This window comes from Pedobacter nyackensis (assembly GCF_032678475.1).
In the GTDB taxonomy this organism is placed as follows: Bacteria; Bacteroidota; Bacteroidia; order Sphingobacteriales; family Sphingobacteriaceae; genus Pedobacter; species Pedobacter nyackensis_A.
In genome coordinates this window covers 1,431,085-1,451,816 of sequence record NZ_JAVTSF010000001.1, presented here as the reverse complement: position 1 = coordinate 1,451,816, position 20,732 = coordinate 1,431,085, and the positions used below count along the sequence as shown (strand labels likewise).

Here is a 20,732-nt window from a genome sequence, read left to right as displayed (position 1 = left end):
TCTTGCCTATAATGAAGTTGACTATGGCTAATATAGCGTTATTATTGGTGAATTATCTTTCAGTTATTTCTTTTTTTGATTAATAGATTAGTAATTCAATTGCTAACCAAATAACCGATTATGCTACATAATAAAGCTGTGTTACTTTTTTATTACCAGCGTTTATTTGTTGTCGCATGTACATATTTTTTAAATAGCCGATAAAAACACATAAAATGAGAAAATATAGGATAACCCTGATAGCGCTTCTTCTTTTTGGATATGTGAACAATGTAATCGCGCAAAACAATTTACACCAATTGCAATCCAACTTTGTTGATTTGCAGTTTGGGGTAATGTTACACTTTAACATGGGGACCTTTACCGATGAAGAATGGGCGAGCCCTGATCACGATCCAAAACAATTTAACCCCACAAAGCTCGATTGTAACCAGTGGGCAAAAGCCTGCAAAGCTGCTGGGATGACTTATGGTATCCTGACCACCAAACACCACGATGGTTTTTGTCTTTGGGATTCAAAACGTACTGAATATGATATAGCAAATAGCCCGGTAAAAAAAGATGTGGTTGCCGAATACGTTAATGCTTTCCGTAGTCAGGGGCTTAAACCCTGTCTTTATTTTTCGATATGGGACCGCCACAATGGCGTCGAAAATGGAGGGCCAAAAGAAGAAGAGTTTGTCATGGACCAGCTTACTGAATTACTTACCAGGTATGGAGAGATACCAATGATTATTTTTGATGGCTGGAATTGGAAAATGGGGCATCAATTGATATCTTACCAACGTATTTACGAACACGTTAAAAAGCTACAACCCAATTGCCTGATTGCGGAACATAACGGTAACAGTTCGCTACAAACAGACATTGTATATTATGAAGGCCCAAAAGGCGTTTACCCTATGGGCGATAACGTTTATCCCTCACAAATGGCACTTACCCTTACCAACGGGTGGTTTTGGCATCCGGGAGCAGCACAACAGGTAAAACCCGTAAATTATACCTTAGATAAATTGCAACGTGTGGTTCCGCTATATTGTAATTATATGATTAATATTGGCCCAAATCGTGATGGTCTTTTTGATGAACAGGTGGTAGCACATCTTGAAGCCGTAGGGAAAATATGGAAACGACGTTCAGAAAGACTTCCATTGCCAATACAACCCCTGATCCCCCAGGAATATATTACTGCGAAATCAATTTCATCTTCTAACGGACAGGCATTTATAGAACCCGCTGGACCGGCTAACGCTGGTTCTCCTATAGCTGCATTGCTTAACCAAAAAACCGCCAGTGTGATGATTGATGGGATCAGTGATCTGGTAGGAGACCGTGGAGGATTTGGGGCTTTTCAAACCTACTGGAAATTTTCACCAGTAAAAAATCGTTACCTCATCCTTGATCTGGGGACTGAACACACCGTTAGCAAATTCTATTACCTGCCCGCACAGTTAAAAGGTTATAGTGGGATTATCACCAAATATGAATTATCCGCTTCAACAGATAACCAGACTTTTCAGCAAATTAAAGTAGCGAACTGGAAAAAAACATCCGATCTAAAAGTAACCACATTTACGCCTATAAAAACGAGATACATCAAGCTTGAGATTTTAGAGGCTATTGAAGAACCTATGATCAGCGAAGTTGGTGTGGGTAATTGATACTTTTAAGTTAAAAACAGATTTCATAAAACAAGTTAAATCATTAAAAATATGATATCATTTCGTCTCTTAGTTACCATCTGCATAGCATCCATTTCTAATTATAGCTTTGCACAATCGAACAACCACGTTAAGCTTTGGTACAATGAACCCGCCAACGCATCAATAAAGGATAATCCAAATGGATGGGTAAGCGATGCGGAATGGTTAAAAGCCTTGCCGCTCGGTAATGGTTTTTTGGGCGCCATGGTTTTTGGCGACGTAAATAAAGAACGTATCCAGCTTAATGAAAAATCTTTATGGAGTGGCAGTCAGCAGGAAAGTGATAACCCGGAAGCACATAAATCGCTTGCGCAAATCAGGGACTTGCTATTTGCCGGAAAGTATAAAGAAGCTACTGAACTGACCAACAAAACACAAATATGTGTAAACAAAGGGTCGGGGCAAGGTTCTGGTGCTAATGTGCCTTTTGGTTGTTTCCAGACACTAGGTGATCTGTGGTTAGACTTTGAAACAAAGGCTCCTTATTCCGGTTATTATCGTGAGTTGGATTTAATTAACGGAATAGCACTTACAAAATATGAACAGAACGGGGTGAAATACCAAAGAGAGGTATTTATCAGTAATCCGGATAAAGCCCTGATCGTTCGTCTTACAGCAAGTAAGCCGAACGCGCTATCTTTTAATTTAGCAATCAACAGGCCCGAAAAATTTACTACAGTTGCCGAAAATAACAAATTGGTGATGTCCGGCTCAATGACTGATGGTAAAGGTGGCGAAGGAATGAAATATAAGGCCTACGCCACACCAGTTGTTACTGGTGGCTCGGTAAGAACAACTGGTAATTCAATTCGCATAACTAAAGCCACTTCAGTTACCATTGTAGTTACCGCTGCTACAGATTATCGTCTCCATTATCCGGATTACATCAACAATAATTTTGAAAATGAGTTGAACGAAATAACGAAAAAGGCTGTTGCAGAACAGTATACACGACTTCGGGATCGTCATGTTAAAGATTTTTCATCATTTATGCGCAGATCTGATCTGGTTTTAGGTAATGGCTTCAATACTGATATTCCGACAAATGAGTTGTTGGATAAAAATGTAAAAACAAAAAATGAATCCGCCCTTTATACTTTGTACTACCAATACGGGAGGTACTTGTTGTTATCATCGTCCAGAGCTGGGAGTTTACCCGCAAATTTGCAGGGTATCTGGGCCAATCAGATACAAACTCCCTGGAATGGGGATTACCACACAGACATCAATGTACAAATGAACTATTGGCCAGCGGAAGTGACCAATCTCTCAGAAACGAGCGGTCCGTTATTTGACTTAATCTCATCACTTCAGGAGCCTGGGAAAAAAACCGCTAAAATACAATATAACACAACTGGCTGGGTGCTGCATCCCATTACAAATGTTTGGGGTTATACTTCGCCTGGTGAGCATCCTAGCTGGGGTATGCACGTTGGGGCTGGAGCCTGGATTTGCCTTAACCTTTGGGAGCATTATGCTTTTACCAATAACAAAAGTTATCTGTCACAATTGTATCCCATATTAAAAAGTTCAAGCATTTTTTATTTAAACTGGCTGGTAAAGGATAAAGAGACAGGTAAATTGGTTTCGGGGCCTTCACCTTCTCCCGAGAACTCTTTTGTCGCACCTGATGGCTCACGGGCACAGATTAGCATGGGGCCAAGCCACGATCAGCAGGTGATTTTTGATTTATTTACAAATACCCTAAAATCCGCTCAGATCTTAAATATTCAGGATGCAGCATTTTTAAATAAACTAAAAGATGCTTTAGGTAACTTAGCCCGTCCTGAAATTGGCTCGGATGGCCGGTTAATGGAATGGGCAAAAGAATTTAAAGAAGTTGAACCTCAGCATAGGCACCTATCTCATTTATTTGCTGTTTATCCCGGTAATGAAATTACCCTGGAGCAAACTCCCGAACTGGCGGAAGCTGCAAAAAAATCTTTATCCGCAAGAGGAGATGGGGGCGTGGGGTGGTCATTTGCCTGGAAAATAGCCTTATGGGCCAGAATGGGCGATGGCGACCGGGCATTTAGCATATTAAACGATCAGTTGAAGCCTACGATGTCACGTGATACCAAATACGACGGTGGTGGAGGAACCTATTATAACCTTTTTGATGCTTGTCCCCCTTTTCAGATAGACGGAAATTTTGGTGTTATAGCTGGTATGGCAGAAATGTTTTTGCAAAGCCATCAAGGGTTTATTACACTTTTACCAGCCCTGCCAAAGGCATGGAAAGATGGAGAAATAAAAGGTATGGTTGCAAGAGGTGGTTTTGTTATTGATATAAAATGGAAGGATGGGAAAATAACCTCGGCTTCGCTTTTAGCAAAAAGTGGTGGTAGCTGTCAGCTAAGGTATGGTGTTAAAAAAGTTGATTTAAAAACTGTACCTGGTAAAAGATATGATTTGACAAAAAATCTCTTATAACATTCCATTGGAGTTATCATGGACTATATTGCTCATGATAACTCCAAAATAGTACAGTCGTTTTTGCAGCTAAGATCAGATTGTCTTTATAGTAATAGATTATTTGTATTTTTACGGCGATGCCCTTTATTAAACTTACAAAAATAGAGCGGAAGCGATTCCTCGTTTTAACCACTTGTCTGCTTCTTGCAGTTGCAGCATGGTTGTTTATGGCATTAAACAACAAATATCCTTATACCGTAAAAACGGTTTTAAAATACAATAATATTCCTCAAAAGAAGGCTTTTCACCCTTTACAGTCTGATACGGTAGATCTTCAGGTTGAAGGAACTGGCTGGCAGCTTTTGTTTGCCCGTTTAAGAATCCAACCGCAATCTATTGCCATTAGTCTTGAAAAGTTAAACAACAGAAATTTCATTCTTTTTTCGGAGCAGCTGTATAATGTTAACAACCAACTGGAAACATCGCAAAAGATCATTTCTGTTAAACCTGATACCTTGTATTTCGATTTTTCTGAAAAAACAGTAAAAAGAGTGCCGGTAAAACTCGTGTCGGATATTACTTTCGTAAGCCAGTATGGTATTTCCAATCCTATTGAAATTACGCCTGATTATGTAACAATTTCAGGCCCCGAGGAAGAATTGGATAAGATAAAAGAATGGAAGACAGATTCTTTAAATCTTAAGGAAGTGCAACATACTTCTAAAAGTATGGTGCCTATGACGCAAAGTAAGATGAAGAATGTAAGTATTTTTCCGGCAAGCGTTGAAGTAAAGGTTCCTGTGGATGAATTTACGGAAAAAGTACTTGAGGTACCGCTAAAGGTAACGAACAACAGAGAGTATTATAGTGTGAAACTATACCCCCGAAAAGTAAAGATTACTTTTTTGGTTGCCTTGTCGAAATATAACCAGGTCACAGAAGAGTTTATTGAGGCCGTGGTAGATATGAACGAATGGAAAGAATTAAATCATAATAGACTAAGGGTTAAAATAGTGCGTTTCCCTGATTTTTGTAAATTGGTTCAGATCGTACCTGAAAAAGTAGATTTTATTATCGAGAAATAATGTTAAAGATTGGGATTACAGGTGGGATAGGAAGTGGTAAGACAACACTTTGTAAAGTGTTTGAAACATTGGGTATCCCGGTTTTTTATGCCGATATGGTGGCCAAGCAGATTATGATAACTGATGAGATCCTGGTAAAGGGTGTAAAAGAAGCCTTTGGTGACGAGAGTTATACCGCGGAAGGTGCCTTAAACAATAAACATATTGCGGAGATTGTGTTTAACAATACCCAGCAGTTGGCTAAGCTAAACGAGCTGGTACATCCAGCTGTGTTCAGGGCTTTCGACAACTGGGTTAACGAGGTCCCTGCTACTGTTCCTTATATACTAAAAGAAGCTGCTTTATTGTTTGAGAGTGGATCGTATAAAATGTGCGATCAGAATATTTTGGTGATTGCACCGGAAGAAACAAGATTGCACCGCGTAATGGAGCGTGATGGGGTAACTGAAGAGCAGGTTAGGGCAAGGATGGATAAGCAGTTGCCCGATGAAGAGAAAATAAAACTTGCTGACCATATTATTTATAACAACGAAACAGATTCATTGATCATTCAGGTGACCAAATTACATCAACTGTTTTTAAATACTGCTGAATGATACTTGATGATTTTATAGTAATAACTAAAACGGGTTTGTTTTGTAGTTATGGAGATTTTTATTTGGACCCCAAAGAGATTGTTAAAAATGCGGTGATCTCTCACGCACACGGTGATCACGCTATAGGTGGTAACCTTAATGTCTTTTGTACCGAAGCTACGGCTTTGTTTATGAAACACCGCTACCGAAAGTTTGCAGGAGGTGAATTCCATCTTAAAACTTATCATGAGGAATTTGATCTGAATGGCGTCAGGATTAGTTTTATACCTGCCGGACATATATTGGGTTCTGCACAGGTTTTAATGGAGTATAAGGGGGTGAAGTACCTGTATACCGGCGACTATAAGCTACAGCCGGATAAGACTTGTGAGCCTATTGAATTTGTAGGGGCGGATGTACTGATTACTGAGACAACCTTTGCAGATCCAAACACACAGCATCCTACCGCAGAAGAGGAGATTCTTAAGCTGAATAGTACGCAAACGAACATCATGCTGGGCGCCTATGCCTTAGGAAAATGCCAGCGTTTGATTAGTTTAATGAATGACCATTGTCCGGAAAAGAGGATTTTGGTACATCATAGCATGTTGCCTTTCGTGAAGATATATGAGCAAATGGGGGTTAATCTTGGACGCTATGAAATATACGATCGTAAGGTGATGAAAAATAATCAGACCAATATGATATACCTGGTGCCTCCAATGGTATTTAAAAGCTATTTTAAAGCTATTAATGTAATCAGGGTATTTGCTACAGGATGGAAACATTTGCAGAATAACAATGAGATTCAATTGTATATCTCTGATCATGCGGATTGGAACGACATCCTGTTGACAGCTGAAAAAGTTAAACCATCGCAAATATGGACGAATCACGGGAGTGGGCTGCAATTAAAAAATCATTTTGACGGAAAATTGGTCGTTAAATTGCTTAATTGATGAAAGAGGGAGAAGACTATTATTTTAATGATGATGGTTTGATGGTGTTTACTTCAGCTTATCACCTTAAACGTGGATACTGCTGTAAAAATAAATGTAAACACTGCCCCTGGGGATTTGGTAAGAAAAAAGAAAGAAAACCTGAAGCAGATAAATAAAGGAATTAAAGATGGAGTTGGAGAAAGAAACAAGAACTTCCCGATTTGAGAGTGTTTACCAGATGGCTATGGTAAATGTAATTTTTACTTATGGCTGGTGTAATGATCAGTTGAAACAAGTTATGATACCCTATGATATCACTACTCAACAGTTCAATATTTTGAGAATATTGAGAGGGCAGCATCCTAATCCTTCTACCATAAACTTGTTAAAGGCAAGGATGCTGGATAAAATGTGTGATGCTTCGAGAATTGTTGAACGCCTGGTCCAGAAAGGATATGTAAAGAAAACAGTGAGCTCAAAAGACAAGCGTGCAGTAGATATTCTGATCACAAAAAAAGGCTTGTCGCTTCTTAAGCGGATAGACGAAGAAGTAGATTTATCTGGCATGGTTTCCCCTAATTTAACAGAAGAGGAAGCCAGACACTTAAACCAGCTTTTAGATAAAATGAGAGGCTAGTGGACGTGTGAGTGTCCACTATGTCCAGAACTATAAAAACCTATAAGGGCTATAGCTACGCCACATAATACGGCTATCATTTTACGTTTGCTTACTTTATGATCAACACTTGATTCAAACAGAATGGTTGTAGAGATATGTAAGAATATACCAATTACAATCCCCATAATCTTGTTGAAATAGTTTTCTATACCTCCAATGCTACCATTGCTTAATCCGTAGCTTACGTAGAAGCCAAGGGGAGCCATGATGGCAAAAATGCTGATGTAAAAGGTAACGCTCTTACGGCTAAAATGGCTTTGCAACAAGATACTGGCCAATGCAAAAGCAGCGGGAATATGATGCAGTGCAATACCGTAAATTAACGCATTATGCTGGTCTTTAGCCAAAGGCATACCTTCAAGAAACGCATGCAGGCATAAACTGATCATAATGCCATAAGGAAACGCTTTGCTATCACTATGTTTATGGATGTGCCCATGTTCAACACCTTCAGAAAACTGTTCCAGTAATATCTGTAGCAGAAAGCCAATTAAGATATACAATCCGATATCTGCATGATCGGGGCCACTGTATGCTTCCGGGATCAGATGCAATACCGTAATCGCAAACAAATAGGCCCCACTGAAAGATAGAATTAACTTTAATAATTGCGATTTGTCGCTTTTGACTAAAAAGATGGCTATACCTCCTAAGAAAGCACTAAAAAATAAAATGACCAGTTTCCAGATTTCCATTATAATTGCGGTTGTATTTTTTTATAAATTTTTGAGGTAATTAACCCAATTGTAGTGCCGAGTAGGGCACCTACCATAGTATCGATAGGATAATGTACCCCTACATATATTTGCGAAAAAGAAATAATAAAAGCCCAGGCCAGACCTATTGGTAAAATTGGCTTCCATTTATCATAAAAAACAAAAATCAGGAATACAGCAATAGCAAAGTGATTGGTAGCATGGGCTGAAGGGAAACTATAGCCGCTGCCGCAAGGTACTCTTCTGATGATCTCGTCGATCAGCGTTACCTCATTACAAGGTCTGATCCGGCCCACAAGAGGCTTAATCAGCCGGGAGGCAATAAGATCGCCCATTGCAAAGGTAACCAGTAACATCCCTATAATGTATGCGCCTTTCTTTTTGTATTCTATCATACAAAAAATAACGATAAATAAGTAAAGAGGCGCCCAGAAATACCTGTTACGCATTAATGGCAGTAACCAGTCAAAGAACGGATTAGCCATTCCTCTATGGATCTTTAAAAAAAGCTCAACGTCGAATTGCTGTAAGCTCTCTATCATACTTTTTTGCAGATTAAGATCAAGCGGTCTGATTTTGTCTCATCAAATTCTTCCAATGCATAACTTCCAAAAATAGCTGTAATTTGCAAACCACTTTTAGCAAACATCCTTTCAAAATCAGTCAGTTCAAAAGCCTGTACACGTTCTTCAAATGCAAAGGGCTTGTCGCGGTGTTCAAAATTAATATGTTTGATGATTTTGCCATTGGCGACAAACTTACTCAGATGGAATTCTATACCTTCAACAGTTTTACTTTCTTTATGGGTAAGGTTCTTGATTATTTTTTGTGTGTTAAAATAATCAATAACCAATGTTCCATCGGGTTTTAAACTTTTTCTAAATGACTTTAATGCATTGACATGGTCTTTCTCCGTTTCAAAGTATCCGAAACTGGTAAAAAGGTTCATGGCAATATCAAAGTAATTGATGAAACACAATTTCCGCATGTCGTGAACAAAAAAGTGCAAATGCTTCTGCTCAAACTGTTGTGCATATTTGATGCTTTGTTCAGAAAGGTCTATCCCGGTTACATCATAACCTTTTTTATTCAGGTAAATGGCATGTCGGCCTCTTCCACAAGCAATATCCAGTATTCTTGATTGTGCTGCAGGCTTTAAATAGGCAGAAAGGTTATCAATTAAAAACTCAGCTTCTGCATCATTACGTTGACTGTAAAGGATGTGATAATAAGGAGAGTTGAACCAGTATTGAAACCATTTACGCTGCATAGAGCCAGTATTTTTGATGTTTAGAAAAAGACAAATATAGTGTTTTGGTCTGCAACAGCCGAGATTATTTATATACTAAATGCAATTTAACTGCATTTGATGTAATAATGACTAAAGTTAAATAATTCGTTCCCTGATTTTTTCTTATTTTTGGTGAAAACAGAATAATCTTGACACTAATAAAATCAATCTCCGGCATTAGGGGCACGATTGGCGGCATTGCCGGCAATGGTTTAACGCCCATCGATATTGTTAAATTTACCGCAGCGTATGGCTCATGGGTAATTAACAGAACCAACATTAAAAAAATTGTTCTTGGTCGCGACGCCAGGATTTCTGGTGAAATGGTGAACAACCTGGTCATTGGAACCTTGCAGGGACTAGGCATTGAAGTGATAGACCTTGGTTTATCTACAACGCCAACAGTTGAAATTGCTGTTCCTATGGAAAAAGCAGGTGGTGGAATCATTTTAACCGCAAGTCATAATCCAAAACAGTGGAATGCGCTAAAATTATTAAATGATAAAGGTGAATTTATTAGTGATGCAGATGGAAAAGAGGTGTTGGAGATCGCTGAAAAGTCCGAATTTGAATTTGCTGATGTGGATAGCCTGGGCAAAGTAATCAGTAATGATACTTACCTGCAAAAACATATTGATATTATTCTTGATTTGCCTTTAGTTGATGTTGAAGCGATAAAGAAAGCTAATTTTAAAGTAGCTATTGATTGTGTAAACTCTACTGGTGGTATATTTGTACCAGCTTTATTAAAAGCACTCGGTGTAGAAACGATATATGAATTATATTGCGAGCCGAATGGTCATTTCCCACACAATCCTGAACCTTTACCTGAAAATTTAACAGAGATCGCTAAGGTTGTGCAAACTGAAAAGGCTGACCTGGGTATTGTTGTTGATCCGGATGTTGACCGTCTGTGCTTTGTTTGTGAAGACGGCGAAATGTTTGGTGAAGAATATACATTGGTAGCAGTTGCTGATTATATCCTTAAAAACAACCCTGGAAACGCGGTATCCAACCTGTCGTCTACAAGGGCCTTAAGAGATGTTACTGAATTGGCTGGTGGTGAATATCATGCTTCAGCAGTAGGAGAGGTAAATGTGGTAAACCAAATGAAAGCGACCAATGCAGTTATTGGTGGTGAAGGAAATGGTGGTATTATCTATCCGGAACTACACTATGGTCGTGATGCCTTAGTGGGTATTGCTTTATTTTTAACGCACCTGGCTAAATTTGGTAAGTCTATTTCCGTATTGCGTAAAAGCTATCCTGAATACCATATTTCTAAAAATAAGATTACTTTAACTCCTGAAATGGATATTGATGCTTTATTGATTAAAGTTCAGGAGAAATATAAAGATCAGCCAAACAGTACTATCGACGGACTAAAGATTGAGTTCGACAAAGAATGGGTACACCTGCGCAGGTCGAATACTGAACCTATTATCCGTATTTACAGTGAAGCAGGAACGGAAACTGTAGCCGAAGGTCTGGCGTCTAAGATCATTTCGGACATCAAAGACATATTAAAACTGAATTAATAAAAAAACTAACTAACTTATTAAAATGGAGCGGGTTTACTTAGATAATGCCGCCACTACTCCTTTAGACAAGGAAGTGATGGCAGAGATGGTGAACGTAATGAGCAATTATTACGGTAACCCATCTTCAATTCATGCCCAGGGCCGTGAGGTACGGACATTAATTGAAAAATCGAGAAAGGCAGTTGCCGGACTTTTAAATGCTACCCCTGCCGAAATATTCTTTACTTCTGGTGGTACAGAAGCTGATAATACTGCTATTCGCTGTGGTATTGCAGCTTTTAATATCAAGCATGCAATTACTGCTAAAATAGAGCACCATGCAGTAGAGCAGACTTTAAACATGTTGTTAAAGGAAGGTGTAATTGATAAGCTGAGCTTTGTAGATGTTGATGAAAAGGGCAATATCGATTACAACCATCTGGAAGAACTGCTTAAAAATAATGAACGTTCATTTGTGTCTTTAATGCACGCCAATAATGAATTGGGGACTTTAACAGACATGGAAAGGGTAGGAGATATTTGTGAAGCATACAATGCCATTTATCATTGTGATACTGTGCAAACGATGGGACATTATGTTCATGATGTAAGGAAGCTAAAAGCACACTTTATTGTTTGTGCTGCGCATAAACTTCATGGGCCTAAAGGTGTAGGTTTCTTATTTGTAAACCACACTATTAAAATCAGTCCGATGATTTTTGGTGGTGCACAGGAACGCAACATGCGCGGGGGAACTGAAAATGTTTACGGAATTGTTGGTCTGGCAAAAGCACTTGAAATTGCTTATGCCGAGATGGAAAATCACCAGAACCATATTCAGGGATTGAAGACGTATTTGAAAGATAAATTGAGCAATGAAATTGCTGATATCGAATTCAATGGGGAAACAGATGCCGATAAAAGTTTGTATACGGTGTTAAATGTATCTTTCCCTGCTATGGATATGGGAGATATGCTTTTATTTAACCTTGATATCAATGGTATTTCTGCTTCGGGTGGTAGTGCCTGCTCGTCTGGTTCTAATATCGGTTCTCATGTACTTACTGGTATCGGAGCTGATCCGAACAGACCATCTGTACGTTTCTCTTTTAGCAAGTACAATACGAAGGAAGAATTGGACTATGTAGTCGAAAAAATAAAAGAGATTGTTGATAAGAACGTAGTGGTTTAGCAATATTTCTTATAAAAAATAAAAGGGGATTGTGTATAACACAATCCCCTTTTTTGATATTCGATTCGCCTTTATCGATGAGTCGATGATCTATTAGTTTTTCATCATTTTGATAAATGCCGCCAGTTTTGCTTTCATCGCTCTTCTGTCAACAATAAAATCTAAAAATCCGTGTTCCAGTACAAATTCAGCAGTCTGGAAGCCCTTAGGTAAATCCTTTTTAATGGTTTCTTTAATTACCCTTGGCCCTGCAAAGCCGATCAATGCACCTGGCTCAGCAATGTTGATATCGCCCAGCATCGCATAAGAAGCGGTTACCCCACCTGTAGTAGGATCGGTTAACAATGAGATGTAAGGAATTTTAGCCTGACTCAATAAAGCCAGTTTTGCCGATGTTTTAGCCATTTGCATTAATGAAAATGCTGCTTCCATCATCCTTGCACCACCTGATTTTGAAATCATCAGGAAAGGAATTTTATGTTTAATACTGTAATCAATAGAGCGGGCAATTTTCTCACCTACTACAGAACCCATAGAACCACCAATAAAATTGAAGTCCATACATGCAACTACCAGGTCTTCACCTTCTATTTTCCCATGAGCAGCTCTAATAGCGTCTTTTAAGCCAGTCTTAGCCTGACTCTCCACTAATCTGTCTGTATATGGTTTACTATCCGTAAAATTTAGCGGATCACCTGAAGTCAGGTTTGCAAACAGTTCAGTAAACTGATTATTGTCGAATAATACTTCAAAGTATTCTTTTGAGCCAACACGCAGATGATAACTGCAGTATTGACAAACATATTTATTTTCTACTAGGTCTGCACTGTGTAACGCTTTCTTGCAATTCGGGCACTTGTTCCATAAACCATCTGGTGCCTCTTTCTTTTCTTCCGTTAACGTACTGATACCTTTTTTTTCTCTCTTAAACCAAGCCATGTTATTTGTTGAAAAATGCGAGTACAAAGAAACAAAAAAAAATTAGAACAGTTTAAGGTAGTTTAGCCTAAATTAATTTGCCTGAACTTATATTTTTCATAACTTCGGCATATCTAAAATTAAAAATAATGAGTTTAAAAGGCTATAAAGGCGTAATTTACGGCGATGCTGTTCAGGAATTGTTTGAGCAGGCTAAGAAACATCAATTTGCTTTACCAGCAGTAAATGTTACAGGCACAAATACCATTAATGCGGTTATGGAGACTGCTAAGGCAGTTAATTCACCTGTTATGATCCAGTTGTCTAACGGAGGTGCGCAGTTTTATGCAGGAAAAACATTAAATAATGATAATTTAAATGCATGTGTATTAGGTGCTGTATCGGCAGCTAAACATGTTCATTTACTTGCAGAACATTATGGTGTAGCAGTTGTATTACACACGGACCACGCTGCTAAAAAATTATTACCATGGATTGACGGCTTGTTAGATCACGGCGAGAAATTCTTTGCAGAACATGGTAAACCACTGTTTTCATCTCACATGCTTGATCTTTCTGAAGAGTCAATCGAAGAGAACATGGAGATTTCTGCTAAGTATTTAGCTCGTATGGCTAAAATGGGTATGACTATCGAAATCGAGCTTGGTGTAACAGGTGGTGAAGAAGATGGCGTAGACAATAGTGATGTAGATAGTTCTAAATTATATACTCAGCCTTCTGAAGTAGCTTATGCTTACGAAGAGTTAAGTAAAGTAAGTGATAAATTTACTGTTGCAGCTGCATTTGGTAATGTACACGGTGTATACAAACCAGGTAACGTTAAATTACAACCAGTAATTCTTAAAAACTCTCAGGATTTTATCAAAGAGAAGTTTAACCTTACAGCTGAAAAGCCAATCAACTTTGTATTCCATGGTGGTTCTGGTTCTTCTCAGGAAGAGATCAGAGAAGCTATTTCATACGGTGCCATTAAAATGAATATTGATACAGATATGCAATGGGCAATGTGGGAAGGTATTCTTGATTATTATAAAGCTAACGAAGCTTATCTTCAGGCACAGATTGGTAATCCGGACGGAGATGATAAACCAAATAAAAAATACTATGATCCACGCGTTTGGTTACGTAAAGGTGAAGAGCAATTTGTTAAACGTTTAACACAGGCTTTTGAAGATTTAAACTGCAAAAACGCAAGCGATAAATTGTAGTCACAATATATACTTAATTAAAGCGTCATAAGGTCAAACCTTATGACGCTTTTTTTGTACTTAAGTAGGAATCTGTTTAACTTGAATAAACTTAATTGTACTTATCCCAATTTATGAAAAATAATAATAACTTTTTTGAGCGTTTTTCGAATGCAGCCACAACTTTTACAGGTAGTTCTGCAGCTTTTATTTCCGCTACCGCCATTGTAGTCATCTGGGCCTTAAGCGGACCAATATTTAATTATTCTGAAACCTGGCAGCTGGTTATCAACACAGGAACTACCATTATTACCTTTTTAATGGTGTTTTTAATTCAAAAAGCACAGAATAAAGACGGTAAAGCAATTCAGTTAAAGCTAAATGAGCTGATTGCTGCCCATGAGCATGCCAGCAACAGGATGGTAGATATTGAGGATCTGACAGAAAGGGAGCTGGATCAGCTACACAAATTTTATGTAACCTTAGCAGACCTAGCCAAAAAAGAAAGCGATATCCATTCTTCACATTCCATAGATGCTGCTCAGGAGATTAATGAAATAAAAAAGAGTATTAAAAAAATAAGAATAAAAAGTCATGGAAACACTGCTCATAAATAAGGTTAAAAATAAGGAAGAACTGGAGAAGGTATTTGCAGTAAGAAAACAGGTTTTTGTACATGAACAAAACTGTCCACCTGAGCTGGAGTGGGAAAATGAAGAGGAATCAATTCATTTTCTTGCAGAGATAAATGGCGAAGCTTGTGGTGCCTGTCGTTGGCGTAAAACTGATAAAGGTTATAAACTGGAACGTTTTGCCGTACTTAAAGAATTCAGGGGGAAAAGAATAGGACAGGCCCTTGTGGCAGCAGTCCTGGCTGATTTACCTGATGACGCCCATTACATTTACTTAAACGCACAAATACATGCTTTGCCGCTGTATGCCCGCTTTGGCTTTATTGCAGAAGGGGAGCCTTTTGATGAAGCAGGAATACAACACATGAAAATGGTGAAAAAGAGTTAAAAACAGGCTTAATGAAATATTCTGGCAGAGAAAGCAAGGGCTTCCTGCCACTTTTCCATATTAAGGTTTAATACCTCGCCCTTGCTGTTTAAATAGCTGATAAGGTCTTCAGTAGCCATATTGCCAGTTAAGTCATCAGTAGCCATCGGACAGCCTCCAAAACCTTTTAAGGCACTGTCAAAACGCCTGCAGCCACTTTCATAAGCCGCTGCTATCTTTTCAAATCGTGTATAAGGCGTACTGTGTAAGTGTAAACCAATTTCAATCCCCTGGTTTAAGTTTTCAACCCGTTTAATAAGAGCAGGTACAATTTCTTTAATTCTTTCTGGTGTCGACATGCCGGTTGTATCAGATAAAGCCAGGATTTTTGCACCATGGCCAATCAGCTCATTCGCCCATTTCTCTACAATTTCCGTATTCCAGTCATCTCCGTAAGGATTGCCAAAACCCATTGATAAGTAAATGACTGCAGTTTTATCATGCCTGTCACATAGCTCCAGAAGTTGTTTTACTGTATCAACAGATTGTGAGATGCTCGAATTGGTATTGCGCTGCTGGAAGGTTTCAGAGATGGAAAAGGGAAAGCCCAGATAACTAATCTGTTCATAAACTGTTGCTTCTTCGGCACCTCTTAAATTGGCTACAATAGCTAGTAACTTTGAATTGGTATTTCCTAAATCAAGCTTAGCTAAAACTTCAGCGGTGTCACGCAATTGGGGGATCGCTTTCGGCGATACAAAACTGCCAAAATCTATCGTATCAAAACCTACCTGCAGCAATAAATTAATATAAGCCGCCTTAAGATCTGTATCTATAAAATCGTGGATGCCTTGCATCGCATCGCGCGGACATTCAATCAGTTTAATGGTTTGTTGTTGAGTCATGAGGAGTCTCTATTTCTTCTAAATCTTTCGGGCGGATAAATGGTCGGATAATAAGTCTTGTACCCCGGTCGTAACTAAAATAGCTCCATACCCAGTTTACAAAAACGACCAGTTTATTTCTAAACCCTACTAGCGTCATCAAATGTACAAACATCCAGGTAAACCAGGCAAATAGACCCTGAAATCTAATTTTATGTAAGTCTACAACCGCTCTGTTCCTTCCAACAGTGGCCATTGTGCCTTTGTCGGTATATTCAAAAGGTTCTAGCGGTCTTTTCTCAATGACATTTAATAGGTTTTTAGCCAGTAATTTTCCTTGTTGTATGGCGGCTGGGGCTACACCTGGGTGCCCATTTGGAAATTCAGGGGTGATCATGGCCGCAACATCGCCAATGGCATAAATATTAGTGTAACCATCAACAAGGTTTACTTCATTTACTTTCAAACGGTTTCCTCTGACTATGATTTCGGTGTTCAGCCCATCAAGTACTACACCTTTTACACCGGCCGACCAGATTACAGTTGAAGAGGGGATATGTTGACCATCCAGCAAGCTTAAAACTTTCCCGTCGTAATCTTGAACCCTGGAATTGTTCATGATGATTACGCCCAGTTCCGTTAAAAATTCAGCTGATTTTTGCTGGGACTGAACAGACATATTCCCTAACAATTCCGGAGAACCTTCAATCAAATATATATTTACATCATTAATGTTCAGATCTGGATAATCACTTTTTAGTACATGTTTCTTCAACTCGGCCAATGCTCCGGCAGTTTCCACACCTGTTGGTCCACCTCCAACTACCACAAAGTTCATCAACTGTTTCTGTAATTCCGGGTTTCCGGGAATCTGTGCTGCTTCCAGATTTTGCAGAATCAAGCTTCTCAGGTTTAAAGCTTCCGGAATAGATTTCATGGGCATGGCATTGCGCTCAATTTTGTTTTGCCCAAAAAAGTTACTTGTAGATCCGGTAGCCAATACCAGGTAATCATATTCAATTGGACCAATCGTGGTCTCAATGGTGTTTTTGCTGGCGTTCACTTTTTTTACTTCGGTTACCCTAAAGCTCAGATTTTTGTGCCCTTTAAAGATCTTTCTTAATGGAAAGGCGATAGAATCAGCCTCTAAACCTCCCGTGGCCACCTGATAAAGTAAAGGCTGGAAAGTATGGTAATTGTGTTTATCAAGCATGATCACTTCGACCGCTTTACTACACAGTTTCTTAGCTAATTCGATGCCTCCAAATCCACCTCCTACAATTACAATTCTTGGTTTGCTGCCTTTTGGGAAATGTTGCTCCATAATATCGGGTTTCAGTAATTATTATAATAAAATTAATATATTATAATCCAGTTATCATAACGCGGTCGTCATCCTGAATTTATTTCAGTACCTCGAATCCGCTATTCCGCCTTTCTGTTGTGAGATCCTGAAATAAATTCAGGATGACGACCGATCTAACAAAATGTATAGCTATATATAATATAAACACAAAAGGCATCCCAAAAAGGATGCCTTTAATTATCATAAATATGTAATTACTTAATTATGCTATTTTTTTGTCTTTTACTTTGGCTTCACCTAAGTCAAGTACAATAGGAGTAGAGATACATAATGATGAATATGTACCGATAATACGACCAATTAACAAGGCGAAGATAAATCCTCTGATACTTGCGCCACCGAAAATGAAGATAACCAACAATACAAAGAATACAGTTAATGAAGTCAGAATAGTACGACTCAATGTACTGTTTAGTGCAAAGTTGATTAGTTTTTCTCTTTCTTTTCCATGTAGGTCTTCTTTACCTTGCTCTGCTAATTTCTCACGGATCCTATCGAATACAACAACCGTTTCTGTCATGGTATAACCCATTACTGTTAAGATTGCCGCGATGAAATCCTGACCAATTTCTAAAGAGAATGGCAATACACCGTCTAATATAGTATAGAATGACAATACCAATAATACGTCGTGGAACAAAGCGATAACCGCACCTAAACCGTAGTTTAATTTCTTAAACCTTACCACGATATAGATAAACATCACTAAACAAGAGAACAAGATTGCACCATAAGCACTGTAAAGAATGTCGCTCGCGATGATCGGACCAACTTTCTCATTACTTACGATTTTGAAATTTACACCTGTTTTACCTAAACCGTCTTTTAATGCAGATTCTACAATTTTGTCAGCTTCAGTATCGGTATCAGTAATGTGGTAAGTAGTTGTAATTTTTAACTCATCATCTCCACCAGCGGTTTTTACGATGGTTTCAGACTCTGGGAATACTGCAGATAATTTTTCTTTAACATCTTCAGTATGCATGCCCTTATCGAAGTGAACGATATAGGTTCTTCCACCTTTAAAGTCGATACCTAAGTTTAAACCACCATGTTTAACGTAGAATACAGTACCTAAAAGAATGATTACTGTAGAAATGATGTAATATAATTTTCTATGGCCTACGAAGTCAAAAGCAATGTTTTTGAATGCGTGGATAGTGAATTTGTTACCAAAAGTAATGTCAACTTTCTTATCTAATAAAGTATCAAACACTAAACGTGAGATCAGAACCGCACAGAATAATGAAGATAAAATACCGATACACAAGGTAGTTGCAAAACCTTGAACAGGACCGCTACCGAATACATAAAGGATAACTCCTAATACCAATACGGTAACGTTTGAATCGATAATAGAAGACATTGCATGTTTGAAACCTTCTTTGATCGCCAATGGAGTTGATTTACCAAGGTTAAGTTCTTCCCTTACACGCTCAAAGATCAGGATGTTCGCATCTACCGATAAACCAATTACCAATACGATACCAGCAATACCAGGTAAAGTAAGTACCGCACCCAGTGATACCAATATTCCCATGATGAAGAATAAGTTGATCACCAAAGCAAGGTTAGCTACCCATCCGGCTTTGTTATAATATAATGCCATGAAGATCAGGATCACCACGAAGGCAAGTACAAACGATAATAAACCGTTGTGAATAGCTGCTTCACCTAAAGATGGACCAACTACGAACTCACCAACAATTCTTGCAGGAGCAGGTAATTTACCAGCCTTTAAGATGTTCGCTAAATCTTGTGTATCATTTTGTGTAAAGTTTCCAGTGATAGAAGAAATACCGTTAGGGATTTCATTCTGTACAGTAGGAGCAGAGTATACTGTGTTATCTAAAACAATAGCGATTGCTTTTTTATTGTTTGGATCTGATGCAGCTTCTGCAGTAATTTTTTTCCATTTTGCAGCACCATCACCTGTCATATACATGGTAACTTCCGGATGTCCTTTCTGATCGAAGTCAGCACGTGCATCACTGATCGCTTCACCACCTAAATCTGGTTTGCCATCAAGAGAAGTAACTTTAATTGCATATAATTCAAAAATCTTACTTGGAGTTTGTGCACCTAAATCAGCAGGTTTAACACTCCACATGAATTTGTAAGTCTGAGGAATGATAGCAGCAATTTCTGGTCTTTTTAAGAAAGCGTTTACTTTAGCTGTATCTTTTTGAGCTACCCATCCAACAACTGGTCCCGGACGTAATGCAGGCTGACCATTCTCTGCCTGATAAGTAGGGATGTTTAATATTGCAAATAATGGGTTGCTTTTAGAAAGCTCCTGATTTTTTAAGCTTGTTGAATCTTTAGCATCTGTTTTTTTAGCTAAGCCAGCTAATTTACTGCCAGTTTTAGCTGCAGTGTCTGTTGCTGCACCTGTAACGGTTGAAGTATCTTTTAAAGTAGAAGCAAGTGTTTTGTTGATGTTCTCTAAAACAGGATATACTTCTTCGTTAGCATAAACTTGCCAGAATTGTAATTCTGCTGAACCTTGTAATAGTTTGTGAACACGTTCTTTGTCCTGCACGCCTGGCATCTCAATCAGGATACGATTGGTACCTTCTTGTTTCTGCATGTTCGGACTCACTACACCGAAACCGTCGATACGACTTCTGATGATAATGAATGAACGATCGATAGCGCTGGTTGCTTCTTTAGATAAAAAGCTTTTTACTTCAGAATTGCTTGCATTCGATTTTAACAGTTTTGCATTGTCCTGGTTAGAAAAGAATTCTACCAGTTGTTTGTTTGGCTCAAGTTTTTCGTACTCGTTAACAAATAAACTAACGAAATCTTTACCACCTGCATTTAACTGCTGTTGTGCAGTTGCTAATGCCTTGTTAAAATTAACATCATCGGTATTTCCAGCTAAAGATTTAACCAGTTCTCCTAACGAGATTTCCATCGTTACGTTCATACCACCTTTAAGGTCTAACCCAAGGTTAATTTCTTTTGCTTTACAGAACTGATAATTAAAACCGAAAAGCGGATAAACCGGCACAGTGGCCATCGAGTCTAAATATGCTTTTTCTTTTTCTACATCTCCTTTAGCATAAGCCTTTGCATCTTTTTCAACTTTCGAGGTAACAAAGTTGAATGAGAGAGAATACACACAGACAATACCTAATAGTATTGCCATAAATTTAATAAAACCTTTACCCTGCATTTGTTTGTAATTATTAGTCTATATATGCTATATATTTTTTTAACAAGTCGGCAAATCTA

19 protein-coding genes are annotated in these 20,732 nt (G+C 38.4%); 12 read left to right on the top strand and 7 right to left on the bottom strand.

Annotation, left to right across the window (positions count from 1 at the left end):
* Positions 1 to 215: 215 nt before the first annotated feature.
* The 7 genes from R2Q84_RS05900 (at position 216) to R2Q84_RS05870 (ending at position 7,356) form a co-directional block, all read left to right on the top strand.
* A complete protein-coding gene (locus tag R2Q84_RS05900) occupies positions 216 to 1,661 on the top strand; it encodes an alpha-L-fucosidase (RefSeq protein WP_316815604.1) in 1,446 nt (481 codons plus the stop codon).
* 51 nt (positions 1,662 to 1,712) lie between these two features.
* Entirely contained in the window at positions 1,713 to 4,136 is a 2,424-nt protein-coding gene (locus R2Q84_RS05895; protein WP_316815603.1) for a glycoside hydrolase family 95 protein, read from the top strand.
* Positions 4,137 to 4,255: 119 nt separating this feature from the next.
* On the top strand, positions 4,256 to 5,203 hold the full coding sequence (locus R2Q84_RS05890; RefSeq protein ID WP_316815602.1) for a YbbR-like domain-containing protein: 948 nt from the start codon (positions 4,256 to 4,258) through the stop codon (positions 5,201 to 5,203).
* Positions 5,203 to 5,799: a dephospho-CoA kinase gene (gene coaE, locus R2Q84_RS05885; protein WP_316815601.1), complete on the top strand. Its 597-nt coding sequence runs from the start codon at positions 5,203 to 5,205 to the stop codon at positions 5,797 to 5,799. The genes R2Q84_RS05890 and coaE overlap by 1 nt, the downstream gene beginning before the upstream one ends.
* Positions 5,796 to 6,737 carry an exonuclease gene (locus R2Q84_RS05880; RefSeq protein ID WP_316815600.1) on the top strand — a complete coding sequence of 314 codons (942 nt, stop codon included), beginning with the start codon at positions 5,796 to 5,798 and terminating at the stop codon, positions 6,735 to 6,737. The genes coaE and R2Q84_RS05880 overlap by 4 nt, the downstream gene beginning before the upstream one ends.
* The gene (locus tag R2Q84_RS05875; RefSeq protein WP_316815599.1) at positions 6,737 to 6,895 is read left to right on the top strand and encodes a DUF5522 domain-containing protein; all 159 of its coding nucleotides are present in this window, start codon (positions 6,737 to 6,739) and stop codon (positions 6,893 to 6,895) included. The genes R2Q84_RS05880 and R2Q84_RS05875 overlap by 1 nt, the downstream gene beginning before the upstream one ends.
* A gap of 11 nt (positions 6,896 to 6,906) precedes the next feature.
* Positions 6,907 to 7,356 (top strand): MarR family winged helix-turn-helix transcriptional regulator, encoded by a 450-nt coding sequence (locus R2Q84_RS05870; RefSeq protein ID WP_316815598.1) that lies wholly within the window; start codon positions 6,907 to 6,909, stop codon positions 7,354 to 7,356.
* On the opposite strand, the gene R2Q84_RS05865 is transcribed toward R2Q84_RS05870, so the two are convergent.
* From R2Q84_RS05865 to R2Q84_RS05855, 3 genes are read right to left on the bottom strand one after another with little or no spacing between them, the layout of a single operon-like run.
* A complete protein-coding gene (locus R2Q84_RS05865) occupies positions 7,353 to 8,093 on the bottom strand; it encodes a ZIP family metal transporter (RefSeq protein ID WP_316815597.1) in 741 nt (246 codons plus the stop codon). The two genes, R2Q84_RS05870 and R2Q84_RS05865, sit on opposite strands and share 4 nt — an antisense overlap.
* Positions 8,093 to 8,656, bottom strand: coding sequence for a phosphatase PAP2 family protein (locus R2Q84_RS05860; protein WP_316815596.1), 564 nt, complete (start codon positions 8,654 to 8,656; stop codon positions 8,093 to 8,095). Before R2Q84_RS05860 ends, R2Q84_RS05865 begins: the two co-directional genes overlap by 1 nt.
* Positions 8,653 to 9,384, bottom strand: a complete 732-nt coding sequence (locus R2Q84_RS05855; RefSeq protein ID WP_316815595.1) for a class I SAM-dependent methyltransferase — start codon at positions 9,382 to 9,384, stop codon at positions 8,653 to 8,655. The genes R2Q84_RS05860 and R2Q84_RS05855 overlap by 4 nt, the downstream gene beginning before the upstream one ends.
* 170 nt (positions 9,385 to 9,554) lie before the next feature.
* Between R2Q84_RS05855 and glmM the strand changes: the two genes are divergently transcribed.
* Together glmM and R2Q84_RS05845 are read left to right on the top strand one after the other, a co-directional pair.
* Positions 9,555 to 10,943 carry a phosphoglucosamine mutase gene (gene glmM / locus R2Q84_RS05850; RefSeq protein ID WP_316815594.1) on the top strand — a complete coding sequence of 463 codons (1,389 nt, stop codon included), beginning with the start codon at positions 9,555 to 9,557 and terminating at the stop codon, positions 10,941 to 10,943.
* A 25-nt stretch (positions 10,944 to 10,968) separates the two neighbouring features.
* The gene (locus tag R2Q84_RS05845) at positions 10,969 to 12,117 is read left to right on the top strand and encodes a cysteine desulfurase family protein (RefSeq protein ID WP_316815593.1); all 1,149 of its coding nucleotides are present in this window, start codon (positions 10,969 to 10,971) and stop codon (positions 12,115 to 12,117) included.
* Between the two features lie 93 nt (positions 12,118 to 12,210).
* Here the strand turns inward: R2Q84_RS05845 and accD are convergent, their stop codons facing one another.
* The gene (accD, locus tag R2Q84_RS05840; RefSeq protein ID WP_316815592.1) at positions 12,211 to 13,056 is read right to left on the bottom strand and encodes an acetyl-CoA carboxylase, carboxyltransferase subunit beta; all 846 of its coding nucleotides are present in this window, start codon (positions 13,054 to 13,056) and stop codon (positions 12,211 to 12,213) included.
* A gap of 128 nt (positions 13,057 to 13,184) precedes the next feature.
* Here accD and fbaA point away from each other — a divergent pair, with 128 nt between their 5' ends.
* The 3 genes from fbaA (at position 13,185) to R2Q84_RS05825 (ending at position 15,263) form a co-directional block, all read left to right on the top strand.
* On the top strand, positions 13,185 to 14,264 hold the full coding sequence (fbaA, locus tag R2Q84_RS05835; protein ID WP_316815591.1) for a class II fructose-bisphosphate aldolase: 1,080 nt from the start codon (positions 13,185 to 13,187) through the stop codon (positions 14,262 to 14,264).
* Between the two features lie 113 nt (positions 14,265 to 14,377).
* Positions 14,378 to 14,860, top strand: coding sequence for a low affinity iron permease family protein (locus R2Q84_RS05830; RefSeq protein WP_316815590.1), 483 nt, complete (start codon positions 14,378 to 14,380; stop codon positions 14,858 to 14,860).
* Positions 14,838 to 15,263 (top strand): GNAT family N-acetyltransferase, encoded by a 426-nt coding sequence (locus R2Q84_RS05825; RefSeq protein ID WP_316815589.1) that lies wholly within the window; start codon positions 14,838 to 14,840, stop codon positions 15,261 to 15,263. Before R2Q84_RS05830 ends, R2Q84_RS05825 begins: the two co-directional genes overlap by 23 nt.
* Before the next feature lie 8 nt (positions 15,264 to 15,271).
* Here R2Q84_RS05825 and R2Q84_RS05820 read toward each other — a convergent pair whose 3' ends face one another.
* From R2Q84_RS05820 to secDF, 3 genes are all read right to left on the bottom strand, one after another.
* On the bottom strand, positions 15,272 to 16,147 hold the full coding sequence (locus tag R2Q84_RS05820; protein WP_316815588.1) for a hydroxymethylglutaryl-CoA lyase: 876 nt from the start codon (positions 16,145 to 16,147) through the stop codon (positions 15,272 to 15,274).
* Positions 16,125 to 17,450: an NAD(P)/FAD-dependent oxidoreductase gene (locus R2Q84_RS05815; RefSeq protein WP_316815587.1), complete on the bottom strand. Its 1,326-nt coding sequence runs from the start codon at positions 17,448 to 17,450 to the stop codon at positions 16,125 to 16,127. The genes R2Q84_RS05820 and R2Q84_RS05815 overlap by 23 nt, the downstream gene beginning before the upstream one ends.
* Before the next feature lie 244 nt (positions 17,451 to 17,694).
* Positions 17,695 to 20,673 (bottom strand): protein translocase subunit SecDF, encoded by a 2,979-nt coding sequence (gene secDF, locus R2Q84_RS05810; RefSeq protein ID WP_316815586.1) that lies wholly within the window; start codon positions 20,671 to 20,673, stop codon positions 17,695 to 17,697.
* Between the last annotated feature and the right edge of the window lie 59 nt (positions 20,674 to 20,732).

What these genes read in the sequence shown, in the direction of transcription:
- secDF (WP_316815586.1), bottom strand. Translation starts at nt 20,673, where the DNA reads ATGCAGGGTAAAGGTTTTATTAAATTTATGGCAATACTATTAGGTATT.
- R2Q84_RS05870 (WP_316815598.1), top strand. Translation starts at nt 6,907, where the DNA reads ATGGAGTTGGAGAAAGAAACAAGAACTTCCCGATTTGAGAGTGTTTAC.
- R2Q84_RS05860 (WP_316815596.1), bottom strand. Translation starts at nt 8,656, where the DNA reads ATGATAGAGAGCTTACAGCAATTCGACGTTGAGCTTTTTTTAAAGATC.
- R2Q84_RS05865 (WP_316815597.1), bottom strand. Translation starts at nt 8,093, where the DNA reads ATGGAAATCTGGAAACTGGTCATTTTATTTTTTAGTGCTTTCTTAGGA.
- R2Q84_RS05890 (WP_316815602.1), top strand. Translation starts at nt 4,256, where the DNA reads ATGCCCTTTATTAAACTTACAAAAATAGAGCGGAAGCGATTCCTCGTT.
- R2Q84_RS05855 (WP_316815595.1), bottom strand. Translation starts at nt 9,384, where the DNA reads ATGCAGCGTAAATGGTTTCAATACTGGTTCAACTCTCCTTATTATCAC.
- R2Q84_RS05895 (WP_316815603.1), top strand. Translation starts at nt 1,713, where the DNA reads ATGATATCATTTCGTCTCTTAGTTACCATCTGCATAGCATCCATTTCT.
- coaE (WP_316815601.1), top strand. Translation starts at nt 5,203, where the DNA reads ATGTTAAAGATTGGGATTACAGGTGGGATAGGAAGTGGTAAGACAACA.
- fbaA (WP_316815591.1), top strand. Translation starts at nt 13,185, where the DNA reads ATGAGTTTAAAAGGCTATAAAGGCGTAATTTACGGCGATGCTGTTCAG.
- R2Q84_RS05825 (WP_316815589.1), top strand. Translation starts at nt 14,838, where the DNA reads ATGGAAACACTGCTCATAAATAAGGTTAAAAATAAGGAAGAACTGGAG.
- accD (WP_316815592.1), bottom strand. Translation starts at nt 13,056, where the DNA reads ATGGCTTGGTTTAAGAGAGAAAAAAAAGGTATCAGTACGTTAACGGAA.
- R2Q84_RS05815 (WP_316815587.1), bottom strand. Translation starts at nt 17,450, where the DNA reads ATGGAGCAACATTTCCCAAAAGGCAGCAAACCAAGAATTGTAATTGTA.
- R2Q84_RS05900 (WP_316815604.1), top strand. Translation starts at nt 216, where the DNA reads ATGAGAAAATATAGGATAACCCTGATAGCGCTTCTTCTTTTTGGATAT.
- R2Q84_RS05845 (WP_316815593.1), top strand. Translation starts at nt 10,969, where the DNA reads ATGGAGCGGGTTTACTTAGATAATGCCGCCACTACTCCTTTAGACAAG.
- R2Q84_RS05875 (WP_316815599.1), top strand. Translation starts at nt 6,737, where the DNA reads ATGAAAGAGGGAGAAGACTATTATTTTAATGATGATGGTTTGATGGTG.
- R2Q84_RS05880 (WP_316815600.1), top strand. Translation starts at nt 5,796, where the DNA reads ATGATACTTGATGATTTTATAGTAATAACTAAAACGGGTTTGTTTTGT.
- R2Q84_RS05820 (WP_316815588.1), bottom strand. Translation starts at nt 16,147, where the DNA reads ATGACTCAACAACAAACCATTAAACTGATTGAATGTCCGCGCGATGCG.
- R2Q84_RS05830 (WP_316815590.1), top strand. Translation starts at nt 14,378, where the DNA reads ATGAAAAATAATAATAACTTTTTTGAGCGTTTTTCGAATGCAGCCACA.